Below are 16,428 nucleotides of genomic sequence, written 5' to 3'. Positions count from 1 at the left end.
CCATGGGGCGTAGGCGGGGTGTGTGGGCCGGGTCGGCGGTAGCGGGAGCAGCCGCAGTGGTGGCGGCTGTGCTGGGGCCGGTGACCAACTACGCCAGTGCGGCGGTGCCTGGCTGGGCGGCGCAGGCGTGGGTGATCTGGCCGGTGTTCGGCGTGCTGGTGGCGGTCAGCATCGGGCTGTCGCTGTGGGGCCGACATCTGGATGCCGCAGCGAGGCCCCCGGTGCGGCTGGCACCGGTGAGTCGACTGGCCCGGGGCCAGCAGGCTTCGTTACGCCCCCCGCATGTTCAGCGCGTGCGGGGGCGTGAGGGCGAACTCGCCGTGCTGGCAGGCATGCTTCGGCGGCCACGAGGTCGGTTCGCGGTGCTGTGCGCGGTCGGCGGGATGGGCAAGACAACGGTGGCCGCGCAACTGGCCACCCAGGCCGAGGCGGCGGGCTGGCGAGTGTTTTGGGTGCGCTGGCGTGACGGTGCCGAGCTGGCGCAGCAGATGGTGCAGGCGGCGCTGGCCTGCGGCCTTCCAGAGGCAGAGCTGGAGGCCGCGCGAGCGGGGCATGCGAGCCTGCCGGATGTGGTCTGGCGACAGTTGTGCCGGGTGAGGCAGTGGCTGCTGGTGGTGGACAACGCCGACGAGCCGCACGAGATCGGCCCGGCAGGGGAGCCGGTAGCCGACTATCGCGGCTGGATCCGTCCTTATGGCCGGGGCCTGCTGGTGGTGACCAGCCGGGATGGCAGCGAGCAGACCTGGGGTCCGTGCGCACAGCTGCTGCCACTGGAGCCATTGCCGGTGCGGCCTGCGGGGCAGGTCCTGCTGGACGCTGCTCCCGCAGCCGGCACCGCCGAGCAGGCCCGGGAGCTGGCGGCGCGACTGGGCGGGCTGCCACTGGCGTTGCACGCGGCCGGCACCTATCTGGCCGGACCCACCAGCCGCTACCGCACCTTTGCCGCCTACCGCCAGGCCCTGGAACAGGAACTGCGGTTCTTGTTGGGAGTGGCGCACCCGAATGCCTCCCATCCGCAGGTCGCCCGCGCCGTGGTGCGGCACACCTGGGAGGTTTCCTTGGATCAGCTCGCCGGGGAGGGCAACGCTTTGGCCCGCCCTGTGTTGCGACTGCTGGCCCTGCTGGCTCAGGCCCCCGTCCCACTGTCCCTGATCACCCCGGACCTGCTATCCGTCGTCACCGGACACGACGTCACCGCGGTGGCCCTGGAGGCCGCGTTCGCCGGCCTGCACCGCTACGGTCTCCTCGGCCTGCCCCACTCTCCCGGCAGCACGGGCCGGGCGTCGGGCAGCAGTGAGGGGGCGCAGGCGGTGCTGCATCCCCTGATCCGAGAGATCAACGCTGTCGCCCTCACGGCCGAGACCTCCGATCTCGCCGTGTGGCACCAGGCCCTTGCCGAGCGGCTGACCGCGGCCGTGCACGAGGCCAACCAGCGTGGGCGCGCTGGTTGGCCTGCAGCCGTGCTCCTCGCCCCCCACCTGCCGCTGCTGCTCGACTATGCGGACCCGCGCACTCCCGCACACCACCGCACCACTCTCAACGACCTGGCGCAGGTGCTGCAGACGGCTGGGGCTTTCGGTGCGGCGCGCCTGCTGCATGAACGGGTCCTCGACGTCGAGACCCGCATGCTGGGCCCCGAGCACCCCGATACCTTGACCAGCCGCAACAACCTGGGCAATGCCTTGTTCGGAATGGGAGAGCCGGCCGAGGCAATAGGCCTGCTCCGGCAGACCCTGGAGGACCGCACCCGAATCCTGGGCCCCGTGCACCCCGATACTTTGACCAGCCGCAATGACCTCGCATGCGCTTTGGACGGGACGGGTGAGCATGCCGAGGCGGTAGGTCTGCTGCGGCAGACCCTCAGCGACCGTACCCGCATTTTGGGCGACGAGCATCCGCACACGCTGGCCAGCCGGGACAGCCTCGGTCTCGCGCTGGACGGGATGGGCGAGCATGCACAAGCAGTGCGCATGCACCGGAGCACCCTTGACGACCGCATCCGTGTCTTGGGTACCGATCACCACCTCACCCTGCTCAGCCGCCACAACCTCGCCAGCGCCCTGACCAGGGCGGGTGAGCAGACGGAAGCGATACAGCTGCTGCGGCAGGCGCTCAACAACCACGCCCGCATTTTGGGCGACGAGCATCCGCACACGCTGGCCAGCCGGGACAGCCTCGGTCTCGCGCTGCACGGGATGGGCGAGCACGCACAAGCAGTGCGCATGCACCGGCAGACCCTGGAGGACCGCACCCGCATCCTGAGCCCCGAGCACCCGGATACCCTTGCCAGTCGCCACAACCTCGCTCTCGCTTTGACCAGTGCAGGTGAGCAGGCCGAGGCGATAGACCTGCTGCGCCGAACCCTCGATGACCGCGTCCGCATCCTGGGCGACGAGCACACGCATACCTTGAGCACCCGCAACGCGCTGGAGACAGCGCTGGCCATGTCCGCCCAACGGCCACAGAGCCGGAGGTGGCACTGGCTGCGGCGCAGGAACGTCGCAGCCGGTGGCGGTTGAGGAGGCCCTGTATCCCCGAGCCGCCGCCGCATCGACACCTTCACGATGGAGGGCCGGGCCATGTTCGGGATGCTGTCCGTGCTCGCCGAACTCCAGCGCGAACTGATCGTGGCCAACACCAAGGACGGTCTCGCGTCCGCACGGGCCCGCGGCCGGGTCGGCGGGCATCGACCGAAGCTCACCGAGGACCAGGCCGTGCTCGCCCAACGGGCTTACGACGAGCGAGCGGGAGAAGACCGTCCAGCAGATCGCCGCCATGTCCGGCGCGCCACGGTCCACGGTGTACGGGCACCTCGACAAGACCCAGGCCATGCCCCGTCAGCCCGAAGACCGCAGCTACGAAGCCCTGAAAGCTACCAGCGGGTTACTTTTCCCCTGGTTGTTGGGCTAGGACTACGGAGCCTTGGCGTACACCTTGGTCCTGGTCAGCGACTGAAGCGACCCGGTCTTCGAGCTCGCGGCACGCTTCTTCTGACGGGTCGTCGTCATGGAGATCTGGCTTTCTCCCCGGTGGTCTTGTGGGACGGGGGTCTATCTCGGCCTGGACGTCGGCAAGGGCGAACACCACGCCACCGCTGTCAACCTGGCCGGGAAGAACGCGTTCGACAAGCGCCTGCCCAACACCGAGCCCAAGCTCCGCGAGCTGTCCGCGAAACTCCAGGCCAAGCACGGGACGGTGCTGGTCGTGGTCGACCAGCCGACCTCGATCGGAGCCCTGCCCCTAGCCGTCGTGAGAGACATGGGCTGCCCCGTCGCCTGCCTGCCCGGCTTGACGATGCGGCGGATCGCCGACCTCTATCCCGGCGAGGCCAAGACCGATGCGAGGGACACGTTCATCATCGCCGATGCCGCCCGCGCGATGTCTCACACGCTGCGCTCGGTCGACCTCGCAGACGAGACGAGCGCCGAGCTGGAGATGATCGTCGGCTTCGACGACGACCTGACCGGTGAGGCCACCCGGGTCGCGAACCGGCTCCACAGCCTGCTGACCCAGATCCACCCGTCCCGGGAGCGGGTCCTGGGCCCGCGGTTGCAACACCCGGCCGTCCTGGCCCTGCTGGAACGGTTCGGATCGCCGGCCCAGATCCGCAAGGCAGGCCGCCGGCGGCTGGTCACGCTGCTGCGGCCGAAGGCACCGCGGATGGCCGACCGGCTGGTCGAGGACATATTCACCGCGCTGGACGAGCAGACCGTGGTGGTCCCGGCACCGAAGCGGCCGCCCTGATCGTCCCGAGCCTGGCCAGCTCGCTCGCCGCCGTCCTTGACCAGCGCAAGCTCCTGGCGCCGGGCGGATCGATGAGCTGCTGGAAACCCACCCTCTTTCCCGGGTCCTGATCTCGATGCCGGGAGTCGGGATCAGGACCGGAGCCAGGATCCTCATCGAGGTCGGCGACGGCAGCAGCTTCCCCTCCGCCGCCCACCTCGCCGCCTACGCAGGGCTCGCCGCGGCAACCCGCAACTCGGGCTCCTCGATCCGCGGCGAACGGCCGTCCCGGAGAGGGAACAAACAGCCCAAACGGACCTTCTTCCTGTCCACCTTCGCAGCCCTGGGCGACCCAGCCTCCCGGGCCTACTACGACAAGAAGATCGCCCAGGCCAAACACCACACCCAGGCCCTCCTCTGCCTCGCGAGACGACGAGCCGACGTCCTCTTCGCGATGCTCCGCGACGGCACCCTCTACGAGCCCCAGCCCGCGCGATCAGCTTGAACAGATACCGCGATGAATGGGCTCACGAACCGGCTGACCTGCGAACTCTCGGTACTCATCAACGAGACGGAAGAAGGCATCAAGCGGGGGTTCGCCAGGGAGGTTCTCCACGATTGCGGCGTCCCACGCAATCGCCATCGACCAACCATGGGTCCTGCTAAGCCAGGAGGCAAACCCTCCACTCCCACGGTGAAACTCGAACGGCTCATCGACATCGTGGACCTGAAGGGCGAGGTGATACCCGAACATCAGCACCGCCAGTTCCTCCAACGAGCCGTTACGCACCCATGCGTTCGGCCGCTGCCGAACGGCATCCAGCAGGTCATAGACGTCTCGCCAGTCTTCGACAGGCCGCACCTCCGACCGTCCACCCGACGTCCCCACCACTTCCTCCTCCAGCCAACCAGCCGGCATCAGCAGCAAGCTAACCCGCCACCTTGACGAACTACATAGGGGCACCCCCCCCTGCGGTCTCCAGCAGCGCCTGTTCCGGGCTGCGGGGACGGGGAGCGGCTGGCCGTCGTCCTTGAGATATGCGCTGAGGGCTTGGTGGGATTGCCCGTGCAGCGACGGCGGTCATGGGGGAGAGCCAGGGCGGCCTGAGGAGACATAGTTGCTTTTTCCACGCCGGACCGGCCTCCGGCGGTGAGCGCTTTGTTGAGGCGCTGCTGGCGGTGTCGTGCGCGGCGACGCTTTTGGCCGGTCCTCGGCAACGGAACGGCGGAGGGCTTCTTCCATCGCGCGGCCGGACGTTCACGCTGCCCGCGCTGATGACATCCGGCGCGCGGCTGCGGATCAAGGAGACGCAGCGGCTGACGCTTGGATCGGCCAACGCCGTCGCCACCTGGCCGGTCCGCGGTACGGGACGCGGACAGGTGTCGGCCACCCGTTGGAGAGGCCGGGGAGGGACGGCGCGGCCCGCGTCACTCGTGCTGCCCTTCCGGTCGTACGTGCCGGCGCGCGTGGCCGCCTGGCTCTGGCGCGCCCAGAAGAAAGGGGAACAGGTGACCTGAAGGTGCCTGTTGTGGCAGAGCTTCCCTTCTAGGCTCATACCCCAGCATCCGGGGCGCATCGTGGTGCTCGATCTTCTCCGAAGGTGCGTCGATGCGGCCCGATGCACGCCCAAGTGGCGTATCCCGCAGGCAGGCGGCTCAGGGAAATGTCCCGCCAAGGAAGAGCCTGCTCGTATATCGCTCTTGAAAGACGCCCTGTTGAACCGCAGACTGCTGCGGTGGCTGCTCTTGAGGCAATCTATGGGTTAGTCGGGGTCCTGGGTGGTGCGTCGATCGGCGCGATCGGTACAGGACTCGCTCAACGGTCCTCACGCAGGGCGGACGAGCGCAACACGGCGCGGGAGCAGTCGCGCCAGGCTCGGCACCTGGCGCAGGAGCAGTCGCGGCAGGCTCGGCAACTGGCGCTGGAGGCTGTGGCCGCGGGCCGCGTCGCCGCGAGGTCATGGTCCCTTCATATGGAGACCGTGCTCCAGAACGTTGAAGCAAACCGCCCCGTTGACATCGACTCCTACGACACGACGGTCCTGGACCTGCTTGACGTCATCACCACCGCTCTCTACCGGCTCACCTCCACCGAAGGAATCACCCTCGTCGGGGGCACATCCAGCAGTGTTCGTACCTCCCTCACCGAGACCACGACCCTGATCCGCAGGGCCCTGTTACAAAACCTCACCAACCAGCTTTCGAACCACACCACCACCGAGCTCCGCGACAAGGTCCAAGGGGCTGCCAGCGCTCTCGACCTCCTTCTGACACGGCAGACCGAGCACCTGCGAGGCGGACCCATTCCCGCCGACTTCGTGTTGCCTGCGCCGGCCCGGAGCGGACGGACCCTTCCAGGCCTGCCGTGAGCGGGCGGGATGGTGGGGTCCCAGAGGCAGGAGCTGATGGTCAGTCGATCGTGCCAAGTGCCGTGTCCGGGCGGCAGAAGCCGCAGAGTTCGACGTCGTCGGCGAGGGCCTGGCGGGCGGTGGCGCGGTCGACGGAGGCCATGCGTCCGGAGTGGCGGAGCAGCCAGCAGTCGCCGGTGTGGACGGCGGTGAGCAGGTGCGGTCCGCCGAGGGCGTGCTCGATGGTCCACTCCGGCGGTGGAGGCCGCCGTTTCTGGCCTTCTTCGCGTTCGGCTTCTTGGCGTTTGATGTCGGTGATGGCCTGGTCGATCAGGGTGAGCCACATGGCGTGCCAGGCCCGCAGCGGTTCCAGGCGGGGAAGATCGGGCGGCAGCAGGCCCGGCGGCAGTGGCTGGGTCATGGGGTGAAGTCCCGTCGGGTCATGGTGGCGGGGTTCCACCAGTACGAGCCGGTGAGGGCGCCGTCGGGCAGCGCGGGCCACAGACACTGGTGGTAGGCACGGCGGCCCTCGGGAGTGTCGTAGTGGGCCATGGCCACCGTTCGGTACTGGTGATCGCCGACCCACAGGTTGATGGCGACGACCTCGTAGGGGCTGTAGTTGCGTAAGACGGCGGCCTCCTGTGGCGGTGATGCCGGCTCCGCTGCCCGGGGAGGCCGCGGCCACATCTGGGGCGTGCTCATCGTGCCCTCGCTGCCGGCCACGCTCCGACGGTCTCGCCGCGGTCCGTCCAGGTCCGGTCCACCCGCTGACGCCCGCCGCTGTCCTCGATGAGCTGGATGACCGCGGCAGGGTTGGCGCTGTGCCGGCCGACCCACTCGGTGTACCGGTCCTGCGCCGTACCGGCGACAGACCACTCGCCCTCCACTGCTGGCCCGCCCGTTCGGAACGTCAGCCGGACGAGATGCGTGCTCTCCATGGCTGCTGCCTCCTTTCCTCTCCGGCCGGCCTGTGAACGTCTCCTCGTACGCGGCGCCTCGCTCCTGGCCCCTGCGGGATAGGGGACTGCTGACTGGTGAGCGTCAGGGCTGTGTCTTTATGCGCGTGCGGGCGAGCTCCTTGAGGGCGACGCGGGCGGCGGGGGTGCCCGCGGGGCTCTGCCAGAAGGGGTGCGCGGTGATACGCCGGGACAGCTCCAGCAGTCGGCGACGGTGCGCGGCGCCGTCGGCGGCCGTGGTGGCGAGCTGGTGGTAGACGGTGTACCAGGCGGTCTGGGCTGCCAGAAGATCGTGGGGGAAGTGCGTTCGCGCCATGGCCGAATTAGACCACCTGTTCGATTTTCTTGTCATGTGAAGACGCGCCGTACGACACATCCCGGTGAGGAAAGCGGTGAAGGCTGTCCGACGTCTCCTCGGGTCCGCTAGAAGTGGCGGCATGGCATCAGAAGACGATCCGCAGCTGGTCGAAGCGATGCGGCAGGCGGCCGATCTGACGCGGTCCTACCTCACGCAGGACCGCGCCCGGATCGCTGTCTGTCTCATCGGCCTGGAATCCGACCAGCTTGAGCGCGTGCTGGCCTGGGCGGTCATCAGCCACGACGAGGTCTTCGACCAGCCGGGGGAGCCGACCATGTCGTTGCGTCTAATCGATGCAGTGGCGGCGCTGGCACCGGCGGAGACCGAGTTCGCAGCGACCGCCGCGGTACGCCGCGTCGCAGCGGGCGAGGTCGGCCTCACCCAGGCGGTGGCGGATCTGGCTCCGGCGGACCAGACCCACGCCATCACGATCTGCACGGCGGTGATGCGGCTGGAAGCACACGGCCGCGCCCGCGCCCTGGAGCAGATCGACGCGCAGACCCGTGAGTACGAGCAGATGGGCTATCCCCGGCCTTACACGCTGCCCTGATCTCGCATGCTGGGGATGCGGCGCGGCCGTAGGCTGGATGTCCTGTCCCAAGGGGGTCTGGGAGGACGTATGCCCCGCCCTGTCTGGTCCGGCGCCATCTCGTTCGGCCTGGTCACTTCTCTAAACCAGTAAGAGGACTGGACTTCCTGAGATGGCGAGTGTCCTTGCACGCAGTCCTGCGCACTGGCGCGATCTGCCGTCAGCGCGTTCACCAGCGGGCGCGGCTATTCGTTGTGGGGTGGTCCTCGTCCAGCACCCGTGTGGCTGCGGCGCAGGCGCGTTCGAGATAGGCGATCGCGCGGCCGGAAGAGGACTGTCGATGTGTCGGCGGTGTCGGTGTCGGGGGGTGCATTGCCGGACGGTTTGTGGGAGTTGTTTACGGGTGGTGCGCCGACTGGCAGCAAGCAACCCAGCCGGGTACGAATCCCAGTTCGCTATTGCACTCTCCAACCTTGGCCCCGCTTTTCGGAGGTGGGACGGCACGGAGAAGGTCTGACCGCGCAGCAGCAAGCGGTGGAGATCTTCCGCAGACTGGCGGCGGACAAACCAACCGAGTGCGAATCTGAAATTCCCGCTCACTCCTTGGCAAGGCCCAGATCCTTCAAAACCAGCGTGATCTTTTGGCGGCGCTACGAGCCGTCAGCATGGCCCTGAAGATCTGCCTCAAGCACAAGAGTCCGACCTCCGACAGGCTGATGCAACTGTATGCCGCACTAGACCTGAAGATGCACTTGCTGGATCTCCTCGAGCCTCAGGGCAGGGAAGCGGATCTTCCCTCTTGGCTCACGGCGACTCCCGCCAAACGCCGTTCTCACAATTGAACATCTGTGAGAGCTCTGCGAGAGGCAGACTGCCGAGGTGATGTGGCGCAGCCCGGGACTTCCGCATGCCTCGGCGCCGCTGGCCAGAGCGCCGTCACAGGTTGTGCCGGTGGGATCGAGCCTCGTCGGAGCGATTCGCAGTCGTCCAGACGTTCAGTCGTGCAGGTGAGGCTCGTGCTGAGCCCTGGTGCGCCGGCACCGGAGACTCTGCGAATTTTTGGGGTGGTGTCCGTGGGCTGGGTGGCAGCCGGATCGAGTTTGGTGAGTAGTCGGCCCGAAGGTTGCGATCCCTGACCTGTCCGGACAAGGCCTTCTGCAACACGCTTTGGATCCTGTGTCGTGAAAATCGGGGGTTACCCGATCTGGCAGCCTTGCGGCGTCCCAGGGTCTAATGGCTTCCCATGGACGCAGGAGTGGCAGCTGTAGTCGGTGCGGCGATCGGCACGCTCGGAGGGTTTGGGGGAGGCGTGGTCACCACCATGAGCCAGGGATTACAGCAGAGACGGCAGCGGCAGATCGACCGGGAGCTCAGGCTGGAGGAGGCTCGCCGCAACGCTTACGGCAAATGCATCAGCGCTTCCAAGCAAGTGTCGGCGGCGTGGTGGAAGTTGGCAGCAAGTCTTCGCGTCGAAGGGAATTCTGAGGAGCAGTGGCGTGAACCCGCGGCCGACGCCCATGCGGCATGGGCTCCCTTCAGCTCTGCGGTGGCTGAGGTCGCCGTCGTAGGTCCCGCATTCGTGGCCGATGCAGGGGATGCTCTGCGGCGGGCGATGTATGCCTTGGACATGGCCGGGACGGCTTGGCATGAGGCTGCCTGCCAAGGTGGAGTTGGCCGCTTGGGGGACTTCGACGCGCAGTACATGCAGGCAGTCGCAGCAAAGCGCGCGCCAGGCAGCGCCTTTCAGAGAGCAGCACGCAGGGCGTTGGAGGCGGAGAGCTAGGTTTTCACCCAAGCAATGACCTGCGGCTGCGGTATGGCATGGGTTGACTACGGCGAGTGTGAGATGCGCCGCCACGACCTGATCGGCACCCCGTGGGGCGAACGCCGCCTGCTGTGGGGGTACTGGGTCCTGCCCGGCTGCGGCCTGCGCGCTCTGCGCGCCATCGGCTGGCTGCTGGCCGCGATGTCCCTGACCGTGCTGCTGATGATGATGCACGGTGAACGGTCCAGGTAGCGGCCCCACGGGACCAGGCCGCGTCCGGTGGCCGGTCCCGGCCAACTGCGCGTAACCCGCCGCACCGAGGGCGATGGCGGCTCCGGCCCCGGCCACAAGGTTCGCGCATCAGCCCTACGGGCCCTCAGGCAGAAGTGCCTCGGACGGCGGCTGGATCAGTGTCGCGATGCCGGCGCAAAGCAGGTCCAGGCTGCGGGTGAATTTCTCCTCCGGCCCGCACGTGGCCGCCGCGGTCGCTGTTCGAGGAAAGTTCCGCTGGAGGGCGGTGACATCCTCGGCGGTGACCGGCATCGCGGGCGTCTCGCTCTGCTCCTGGAGCACGTAAGCGGAGTCATGGCTGAGCACGGTCGGCCAGAGCACGCCGGCCCAATGGCGCTTCCCCTGGGCGGCCGTTGGTCTGACCGGGCTCGCCCTCGCTGGTGTGACCCTCCAACTGTGCTGGGCGCGGGTGATGGACGCGCTCGACGTGGACCCGTCGAAGTCTGGCTGGTGGCGTGTGGTTCGGTCTTCGTGCAGAATGGCGGCTTCGGCGGCGTCGCCTGGAACATCGCCACCTTCGCCGCTGTCGCGGCCTTCACCGACTGGTTCTGGGGTGCGCCGCTGACACTCGCCTGTTCATCGCGGGGCATCTTGCTGCCGGAGCAGATCGACAAGCTGTGGGTCCAGGCCTCCCACAACACCGGCCCACGCAACTTCGCCGGCAGCTCCGGTGCCACCTGCTTCCTGGGCGCGACGCTGGCCGCGGCCCTGCTGCTGCGCGGCGGCGCCGACGAGAACGCCGGCGACACCGGCGCGAGGGCTGCGACGACGAAGGCGGGCCGCGGCCAGGCCGTCCGCACAAACCACCTGCTGGCGCTCGGTGTGCCGGCGCTCGGGCTGGTGATGTGGTTCGCGCAGGACAACGGGCATGGGCGGGTCGCCGGTTACGGCTTCGCCCTCGGCGCACTCGCCTGGGCCGCCTCCGGGCCGCACCAACGAGGTCGTCCGTCACGCCCCCACCATTGGCTTTGTCATGCCGCTCCGACCGCGGTCTTGACGATCGCAAGGGCCCTCTGCCCGCCAACAGGGCGGTTTCAGACGGCCGCAATCAAGTTCCACACCGGTCCACCGGTCCACCGGTCCACCGGTCCACCGGTCCACCGGTCCACCGGTCCACCGGTCCTGTTATCGGTACGTCCGTGATCGACTGCCTCCGGGGTACGCGCCGGGTCGCCTGTCAATGCCCATTTCTGGGGATGTCGGACAACCCGTCGGCGGAGCACAGTCATTCCCGTGCCGGTCCCGCGCTCATCTCCACGGACCGGGGCTGTTCCTGTGTTCCTCAGTGCTCCAGGACATGAAGGAGAAGGACGTGAGCGATCAGCCTCAGACGCGTCGCGGCATCATCAGGGCCGCCGGTGGCGCGGCGCTGGCCGCCGGTGCGGTGGCGCTCGGCGCACCCGCGGCGCAGGCCGCCCCGCACCACGGCACGAAGTCCGCTCCGGCGATGCCGCCCGGCGCCGCCGCCCACAACGAAGCGAGGGCGCTGATGGGACTGCCGATACCGGACGAGGTGACGGCGTACCAGAACAACTGGAGATTCTGTAACTACTGCTTCGGCCTGTGGTGGAACGGCAACCCCACCAACGGAGCCTGCCCTTCCAGGAATTCCCCCGACGGCCAGCACCACGGACCGGGCAGCTGGAACTTCATCTTGCCGGCGAACCCGGCGGAGCACATCTGACGTCGGCGGAACACCACTGACGGGGCGCACGCGAGCGGCGTGCGCCCCGCACCGCCAGGGACCGGCGTCAGGGTGAACTCGGCGTGGTGATCTGTGTCTTCACCCGGGTTAGAAAATGATCCGCGGGCTCTGAACGTTCATGTAGTACTGGACCCCGGAACCCAGGTCGGCCCAGAAGCCAACCTGTACCAGGACCTGCCTCGTGTTCTTGGGTAGGTCGATCGAGCGGATGTTGTAGTACTGGTTCCCGCCGTAGGCAGGGACCCACTTGCCGGTCACCCGGTCGACGCACCCGAAGTCGTAGAGCCACTTCCCGGTGGCCGCGTCCACGAGCTGGGCGCAGGGATCGGACGGGAAGGAATTGTTGACTCCGATTCCGGCGGTGATCGTCGATCCGTTCTGGCTGATGCAGGCATCTATGTTGGCGCCGCCCCAGTTCGCCCACGAGTGGTTCCACGTGGTGTCGGACCTGCATGCGAAACCGTTCTCCTGCGCGGAGGCCGAGGGGGCGACGGACACCATGCCGGCCAGGGCGGCACCGAGCGCGGCTGTGGCGGCGAGCATGCGTTTGAACATGACATCTCCTTTATTCAGGATGCATGGACGTGTCCCGCTGTCTGACACTGCCGGGCAGGGGAAGTTGTCCGCATGTCCCGCGGCAATCCGTGCAGGTCGGCTCGGATCACGGGGCGGACAAGAAGGGTTGTCCGCGGACAACTGGGCCGCCCCGACGCAGTACTTCGGTTCGCGTCTGTTCTCCTGCGACCGTACGTGCCGGCTACGGCCCTCGTATCTCGCCGCTCGGTGCCGCCGAGCTATTTGAAGGAAGCGGTCATCTGGTCGGCGACGACCTCCCGGCGTCCAAACGAACGCATCAATGCGCCGCCGTCGAACGTCGAACTCCGCACCCGAATGGCCCGTCGGTCAGTCAGGCAGCGCCACCGTCAGATCCACCTAGACGAGCTGTCCGCGAAAGCCCAGCTGGGCAACGTCCAAAAGCGTGCTGGCGGTGGTGAACGCCGGAGCCACGGCGGACTGGGTGAGCCGACGCCACGCCGCTCCGAGCACGTCCCTCTCGTCGCTCCGTACGTAGATCACTGACCGCACCACGTATTGCGGCTCGGCGTTCACCGCGGCCAGGGCAGCCAGCGCGTTCGCGACCACCTGGTCGACCTGCGCCTCCAGGGAACCGGCACCGACGAGGTCACCGTTCCGATCAAGCGGGCACTGTCCCGAGATATAGGCCGTACGGCCTGCCTCCACCACTGTGATGTGGTGGTAGCCGGACGTCTCATGCAGCTGCTCGGGGTTGATGCGGGTGACTTTCTCAGCCATGTCAGCGAGTCTGCCGGGGTGCTGCCCGCACGCACCGGATCCCCACCGGCAACACCTCCTCGACACTCACCTACGCCTGGAACCCGTACTGCCTCACCTGGGCCGTGTACACGACCTGGGTGAGGCGCGGGCTCGCACGAGGCACCGGAGTGGCGCCGGGAGGTGGTTGTTGCAGGACGGTGACAAACGTGGGGCAACGCGTTCTGGGCGAGGGCCTTCTTCTCAGGCAAGAAGCGAGCAAAGGGCGCCAACTCACTCAACCATGAGATATGGGCTTTTTCGACTGAGAGGGAATTTCATGGCCATCACCAAGCGGCACTCCCTGCGTATCGCTGCCGTGGGCGTTGTCAGCGCGGCATCCGTCGTCCTCGCGGGAACCGTTGCCTCGGCCGCCCCCGTCGTACAGGCGACCAGCGTCAAGGTCGGCATTACCGCCAAGCCGTCAGTGACCTCGGTGAAGGCGTGGCAGCTGTTCCGGGTCACCGGCACCGCGACCGGCCTGAAGGCGGGAAGCAAGATGGCCCTCCAGCAGAAGCAGGGCAAGAACTGGGTCAGCCTGCCCGCTGTGACGCCGCTGGGCTCCAAGGGCACCTACTCGCTGGGCGTCAAGCTCGGCCTGAAGGGCAAGAACGACCTGCGCATCGTGAACGGGAAGGCCGTTTCGCCGGTGTTCAACGTGACCGTTCGCTGACCTTCGTACATCTCACGCATCTCGCGCGGGCCCACACCCGGCCCGCGTGCGACGACCGACAGCCCGTGGCCGCTCCGGCCGCGGGCTGCCGCGAGTTCAAGTTCAGCAGCGCCCGCCGTTGGTCCTCCCGGCCATGCGCCTTCGGCTCGCGTAGCAACTCCGTCTTGAGCAAGGCGAATTGTTCGTCGGACGGTTTAGGCAGTTTAGGCAGTTCGGGCGGTCCTTCCGAGGCGAGGGCGTCCAGGCCGCCCCTCGCGCCAGGCTTGCCGCCAGCGTTCCACCCACCGCTCACTCACCCGCAGATCCTTCGCGCACACCGCAGAGCTGTCGCCCTGCTCGAACCGCTTGCCAGCCTGTCGCCTGATCTGGTCACGCAACTGCCGCCGCTCCGCGGTCAGTCCTCCGCCTTGCGCATACCGCATGGTCGTGGCACACCGCAGGGATCACGCCGCGTCAGCCCCGACATCACGCCGAAGAGGTCAGTAATGCAGTGTTTTCAGCCCTCCGGTGGGGGAACGGCGCGGCTGCCGCCCGTCGGACCGAACGTCAGGACACGCTTCCCGTCGGAGAAAGCAAATGGCGGTCCGCCCAACCGTCTGGTTCGGTGAGCCAAAGCTCAGTCCTTGTCACCGGCGAAGCCGGATGACGTGGCGAAGGAGACCGAACGAAGCAGCGTGGTTGTCACCGACAAGGCAACGCAGCTTGTCCCAGCCGGTCACCCCGCAGCCCTTCTGTCACCAGTCCCGCGAGGAGCGGCTGGAGAGGTGCGCGGCCGTAGGCGCTCGCCCTGCGGTCCGAACATGATCAGGTACTCGACCGGACCGCCGGGGCTGGAGTTCGCCACCCCGTGCGGAGTGCGGGTGTCGAACTCGGCAACGTCTCCAGGGGTCAGGACGAGGTCTTGGTCGCCGAGCGCGAGCCACAGGCGTCCGTACAGGACACACAGCCACTCGTAGCCGTCGTGGGAGACCTGACGGGGCCGCGCGGGCGGGTCCTCGAGGGCGGGCAGGACGTGCTTGTGGGCGTGCAGGCCGCCGACGTACCGGGTCAACGGCAACACCGCCTTGGCGTCGCCGAAGCCCAGCGGCGCCGTAGCGCGCCGCTCGGCCGTGGGGGCGGATGCTGTGCCGGCCAGCTCGTCCAGGGAGACGCCGTACTCCATTGACAGCTGCAGCAGAACCTCCAGCGTGGGCTTGCGTCGGCCGGTCTCGATCCGGGACAGCGTGCTGGGTGAGATGCCGGTCGCGTAGCTGACACCGGCGAGTGTCGCGCCGTGGTGCTCGCGCGCGGCCCGTAACCGGGGCCCCATCGCGGCCAGCGTGCCGTCCACATCATCGACTGCCACCTTCCACGCTCCTTCGTGCCATGCCGCTTCACCGCTCTGTCCTGCAAGGTTGCCAGAATGGCAAGGATGATCGCGTCGGGCGGGTGCTGCGCCGCATGATCGATGGGCAGCCGTGTCACCGCGAACCGAGGAGAAGTCCATGCAATCCGAGTCGTCTGCCGCATTCCGCCACCGCACCGTTGAGGCCCCGGCCGGACGCCTGCACCTGGTCGAGCAGGGCACCGGCCCGCTGGTCCTGCTCGTGCACGGTTTCCCTGAGTCCTGGTACTCCTGGCGCCGCCAGCTCCCGGCCCTCGCCGCGGCCGGCTACCGGGCGGTGGCGATCGACGTGCGCGGTTACGGCCGCTCCTCCAAGCCGGAGGCGACCGCCGCCTACCGGATGCTCGACCTGGTGGAGGACAACGTCGCCGTCGTGCGCGCCCTCGGCGAAAAAGACGCGGTGGTCGTCGGCCACGACTGGGGCTCCAGCATCGCTGCCGCCAGCGCGCTGCTCCACCCCGGGGTTTTCCGCGCCGTCGGCCTGCTGAGCGTCCCCTACGCGCCGCCCGGCGGCCCCCGCCCCACCGACATCTTCGGCCAGATCGGCGGCCCCGAGCAGGAGTTCTACGTCTCCTACTTCCAACAGCCCGGCCGCGCCGAGGCGGAGATCGAGCCTGACGTCCGCGGCTGGCTCGCGGGCTTCTACGCGGCACTGTCCGCCGACACCATGCCCGCCCAGGGTGAACCCGACCCGCACTTCATCACCCGCGGCGGCGGCCGGCGGCTGCGCGACCGCTTCCCGACGGGGGTCCTGCCGGCCTGGTTGACCGAGGACGACCTTGACCTCTACGTCGGGGAGTTCGAGCGCACCGGCCTGACCGGCGCCCTCAACCGCTACCGCAACATGGACCGCGACTGGGAAGACCTCGCCCCCCACCGCGGAGCCCCGATCAAGCAGCCGTCCCTGTTCATCGGCGGCACCCGGGACGCCTCGACCACCTGGATGTCCGACGCCATCGACGCCTACTCCACCACCCTCCCCGGCCTGACCGCCTCCCACCTGCTGGAAGGCTGCGGCCACTGGATCCAGCAGGAGCGCCCCGATGAGGTCAACCGCCTGCTGACCGACTGGCTCGCCCCTCTCCAGGGCTGAATGAGGCGGTGGACAGCGTGTGGGTGGAAGGTATGGGCAGCGAATCGCTCGGCGGTCCCCAGGGCGTCGGCCCACCAACTTGCCGGTATTTCGCCACCGGCACACCGCGCCGATCACACCTCGTCTGCCCCTGCCGACCTCACGTCAAGGGCCCGTACCTGCGCGAACCAGAAATGGACCTGCCGATACCCGGCCCCGGCCTCGCCCAACAGGTCCGCACGCTCCTGGAGTCGGCCGCCCACCGGCCTCCCGTCCCCAGGTCCCTGCCCCC

The 16,428-nt window shown here is 68.2% G+C and carries 20 protein-coding genes and 2 pseudogenes; 12 read left to right on the top strand and 10 right to left on the bottom strand.

Features of this window, described 5'->3' with window-relative positions; all coding sequences use genetic code 11:
• Positions 1–80: 80 nt before the first annotated feature.
• The 3 genes and pseudogenes from fxsT (at position 81) to ACJA3G_RS12170 (ending at position 4,228) form a co-directional block, all read left to right on the top strand.
• Entirely contained in the window at positions 81–2,519 is a 2,439-nt protein-coding gene (gene fxsT / locus ACJA3G_RS12180) for an FxSxx-COOH system tetratricopeptide repeat protein (protein WP_406552948.1), read from the top strand.
• 45 nt (positions 2,520–2,564) lie between these two features.
• Positions 2,565–2,615 (top strand): annotated as a pseudogene (locus tag ACJA3G_RS12175) (hypothetical protein); the annotation flags it as partial.
• A gap of 391 nt (positions 2,616–3,006) precedes the next feature.
• Positions 3,007–4,228, top strand: a pseudogene (locus ACJA3G_RS12170) (IS110 family transposase).
• On the opposite strand, the gene ACJA3G_RS12165 reads toward ACJA3G_RS12170, so the two are convergent.
• Positions 4,220–4,651 carry a hypothetical protein gene (locus tag ACJA3G_RS12165; protein WP_406552947.1) on the bottom strand — a complete coding sequence of 144 codons (432 nt, stop codon included), beginning with the start codon at positions 4,649–4,651 and terminating at the stop codon, positions 4,220–4,222. The pseudogene ACJA3G_RS12170 and the gene ACJA3G_RS12165 sit on opposite strands and share 9 nt — an antisense overlap.
• A gap of 155 nt (positions 4,652–4,806) precedes the next feature.
• Here ACJA3G_RS12165 and ACJA3G_RS12160 point away from each other — a divergent pair, with 155 nt between their 5' ends.
• Positions 4,807–5,241: a hypothetical protein gene (locus ACJA3G_RS12160; RefSeq protein ID WP_406552946.1), complete on the top strand. Its 435-nt coding sequence runs from the start codon at positions 4,807–4,809 to the stop codon at positions 5,239–5,241.
• A gap of 218 nt (positions 5,242–5,459) precedes the next feature.
• Positions 5,460–6,092, top strand: a complete 633-nt coding sequence (locus tag ACJA3G_RS12155; RefSeq protein ID WP_406552945.1) for a hypothetical protein — start codon at positions 5,460–5,462, stop codon at positions 6,090–6,092.
• Between the two features lie 40 nt (positions 6,093–6,132).
• Here ACJA3G_RS12155 and ACJA3G_RS12150 read toward each other — a convergent pair whose 3' ends face one another.
• From ACJA3G_RS12150 to ACJA3G_RS12135, 4 genes are all read right to left on the bottom strand, one after another.
• Positions 6,133–6,492, bottom strand: coding sequence for a DUF6233 domain-containing protein (locus ACJA3G_RS12150; protein ID WP_406552944.1), 360 nt, complete (start codon positions 6,490–6,492; stop codon positions 6,133–6,135).
• Positions 6,489–6,794: a hypothetical protein gene (locus ACJA3G_RS12145; protein WP_406552943.1), complete on the bottom strand. Its 306-nt coding sequence runs from the start codon at positions 6,792–6,794 to the stop codon at positions 6,489–6,491. The genes ACJA3G_RS12150 and ACJA3G_RS12145 overlap by 4 nt, the downstream gene beginning before the upstream one ends.
• The gene (locus ACJA3G_RS12140; RefSeq protein ID WP_406552942.1) at positions 6,770–7,009 is read right to left on the bottom strand and encodes a hypothetical protein; all 240 of its coding nucleotides are present in this window, start codon (positions 7,007–7,009) and stop codon (positions 6,770–6,772) included. The genes ACJA3G_RS12145 and ACJA3G_RS12140 overlap by 25 nt, the downstream gene beginning before the upstream one ends.
• 103 nt (positions 7,010–7,112) lie before the next feature.
• Positions 7,113–7,343: a hypothetical protein gene (locus tag ACJA3G_RS12135; protein ID WP_406552941.1), complete on the bottom strand. Its 231-nt coding sequence runs from the start codon at positions 7,341–7,343 to the stop codon at positions 7,113–7,115.
• Positions 7,344–7,464: 121 nt separating this feature from the next.
• On the opposite strand from ACJA3G_RS12135, the gene ACJA3G_RS12130 reads away from it, so the two are divergent.
• The 3 genes from ACJA3G_RS12130 (at position 7,465) to ACJA3G_RS12120 (ending at position 9,931) form a co-directional block, all read left to right on the top strand.
• On the top strand, positions 7,465–7,935 hold the full coding sequence (locus tag ACJA3G_RS12130) for a hypothetical protein (protein WP_406552940.1): 471 nt from the start codon (positions 7,465–7,467) through the stop codon (positions 7,933–7,935).
• 1,222 nt (positions 7,936–9,157) lie between these two features.
• Positions 9,158–9,697, top strand: coding sequence for a hypothetical protein (locus ACJA3G_RS12125; RefSeq protein ID WP_406552939.1), 540 nt, complete (start codon positions 9,158–9,160; stop codon positions 9,695–9,697).
• A gap of 33 nt (positions 9,698–9,730) precedes the next feature.
• Positions 9,731–9,931: a hypothetical protein gene (locus ACJA3G_RS12120; RefSeq protein WP_406552938.1), complete on the top strand. Its 201-nt coding sequence runs from the start codon at positions 9,731–9,733 to the stop codon at positions 9,929–9,931.
• Positions 9,932–10,045: 114 nt separating this feature from the next.
• Here the strand turns inward: ACJA3G_RS12120 and ACJA3G_RS12115 are convergent, their stop codons facing one another.
• Positions 10,046–10,291, bottom strand: a complete 246-nt coding sequence (locus ACJA3G_RS12115; RefSeq protein ID WP_406552937.1) for a hypothetical protein — start codon at positions 10,289–10,291, stop codon at positions 10,046–10,048.
• A gap of 75 nt (positions 10,292–10,366) precedes the next feature.
• Here ACJA3G_RS12115 and ACJA3G_RS12110 point away from each other — a divergent pair, with 75 nt between their 5' ends.
• Entirely contained in the window at positions 10,367–11,113 is a 747-nt protein-coding gene (locus tag ACJA3G_RS12110) for a hypothetical protein (protein WP_406552936.1), read from the top strand.
• Between the two features lie 169 nt (positions 11,114–11,282).
• Complete coding sequence (locus ACJA3G_RS12105; RefSeq protein WP_406552935.1) at positions 11,283–11,654, top strand: hypothetical protein; 372 nt, start codon at positions 11,283–11,285, stop codon at positions 11,652–11,654.
• Between the two features lie 108 nt (positions 11,655–11,762).
• On the opposite strand, the gene ACJA3G_RS12100 is transcribed toward ACJA3G_RS12105, so the two are convergent.
• Both ACJA3G_RS12100 and ACJA3G_RS12095 read right to left on the bottom strand, forming a co-directional pair.
• Positions 11,763–12,230, bottom strand: a complete 468-nt coding sequence (locus ACJA3G_RS12100) for a hypothetical protein (protein ID WP_406552934.1) — start codon at positions 12,228–12,230, stop codon at positions 11,763–11,765.
• 378 nt (positions 12,231–12,608) lie between these two features.
• Entirely contained in the window at positions 12,609–12,989 is a 381-nt protein-coding gene (locus tag ACJA3G_RS12095; RefSeq protein ID WP_406552933.1) for a RidA family protein, read from the bottom strand.
• A gap of 298 nt (positions 12,990–13,287) precedes the next feature.
• Between ACJA3G_RS12095 and ACJA3G_RS12090 the strand changes: the two genes are divergently transcribed.
• Positions 13,288–13,680 (top strand): hypothetical protein, encoded by a 393-nt coding sequence (locus ACJA3G_RS12090; protein ID WP_406552932.1) that lies wholly within the window; start codon positions 13,288–13,290, stop codon positions 13,678–13,680.
• A 203-nt stretch (positions 13,681–13,883) separates the two neighbouring features.
• Here ACJA3G_RS12090 and ACJA3G_RS12085 read toward each other — a convergent pair whose 3' ends face one another.
• Positions 13,884–14,102, bottom strand: coding sequence for a helix-turn-helix domain-containing protein (locus ACJA3G_RS12085; protein WP_406552931.1), 219 nt, complete (start codon positions 14,100–14,102; stop codon positions 13,884–13,886).
• Positions 14,103–14,395: 293 nt separating this feature from the next.
• Complete coding sequence (locus ACJA3G_RS12080) at positions 14,396–15,025, bottom strand: helix-turn-helix domain-containing protein (RefSeq protein WP_406552930.1); 630 nt, start codon at positions 15,023–15,025, stop codon at positions 14,396–14,398.
• A 139-nt stretch (positions 15,026–15,164) separates the two neighbouring features.
• Between ACJA3G_RS12080 and ACJA3G_RS12075 the strand changes: the two genes are divergently transcribed.
• A complete protein-coding gene (locus ACJA3G_RS12075) occupies positions 15,165–16,157 on the top strand; it encodes an alpha/beta fold hydrolase (protein WP_406552929.1) in 993 nt (330 codons plus the stop codon).
• Positions 16,158–16,428: the final 271 nt, after the last annotated feature.

The organism is Streptomyces sp. YS-3 (assembly GCF_045257485.1).
In the GTDB taxonomy this organism is placed as follows: domain Bacteria; phylum Actinomycetota; class Actinomycetes; order Streptomycetales; family Streptomycetaceae; genus Streptomyces.
The sequence above is the reverse complement of the archived record's forward strand: the minus strand, read 5'-3'. Positions and strand labels throughout refer to the sequence as shown.

Bases quoted from the DNA above. Each gene is read 5' to 3' on its own strand.
- ACJA3G_RS12160 (WP_406552946.1), top strand. From the start codon at position 4,807: ATGGGGGAGAGCCAGGGCGGCCTGAGGAGACATAGTTGCTTTTTCCAC.
- ACJA3G_RS12150 (WP_406552944.1), bottom strand. From the start codon at position 6,492: ATGACCCAGCCACTGCCGCCGGGCCTGCTGCCGCCCGATCTTCCCCGC.
- ACJA3G_RS12140 (WP_406552942.1), bottom strand. From the start codon at position 7,009: ATGGAGAGCACGCATCTCGTCCGGCTGACGTTCCGAACGGGCGGGCCA.
- ACJA3G_RS12135 (WP_406552941.1), bottom strand. From the start codon at position 7,343: ATGGCGCGAACGCACTTCCCCCACGATCTTCTGGCAGCCCAGACCGCC.
- ACJA3G_RS12130 (WP_406552940.1), top strand. From the start codon at position 7,465: ATGGCATCAGAAGACGATCCGCAGCTGGTCGAAGCGATGCGGCAGGCG.
- ACJA3G_RS12125 (WP_406552939.1), top strand. From the start codon at position 9,158: ATGGACGCAGGAGTGGCAGCTGTAGTCGGTGCGGCGATCGGCACGCTC.
- ACJA3G_RS12120 (WP_406552938.1), top strand. From the start codon at position 9,731: ATGGCATGGGTTGACTACGGCGAGTGTGAGATGCGCCGCCACGACCTG.
- ACJA3G_RS12100 (WP_406552934.1), bottom strand. From the start codon at position 12,230: ATGTTCAAACGCATGCTCGCCGCCACAGCCGCGCTCGGTGCCGCCCTG.
- ACJA3G_RS12095 (WP_406552933.1), bottom strand. From the start codon at position 12,989: ATGGCTGAGAAAGTCACCCGCATCAACCCCGAGCAGCTGCATGAGACG.
- ACJA3G_RS12090 (WP_406552932.1), top strand. From the start codon at position 13,288: ATGGCCATCACCAAGCGGCACTCCCTGCGTATCGCTGCCGTGGGCGTT.
- ACJA3G_RS12085 (WP_406552931.1), bottom strand. From the start codon at position 14,102: ATGCGGTATGCGCAAGGCGGAGGACTGACCGCGGAGCGGCGGCAGTTG.
- ACJA3G_RS12075 (WP_406552929.1), top strand. From the start codon at position 15,165: ATGCAATCCGAGTCGTCTGCCGCATTCCGCCACCGCACCGTTGAGGCC.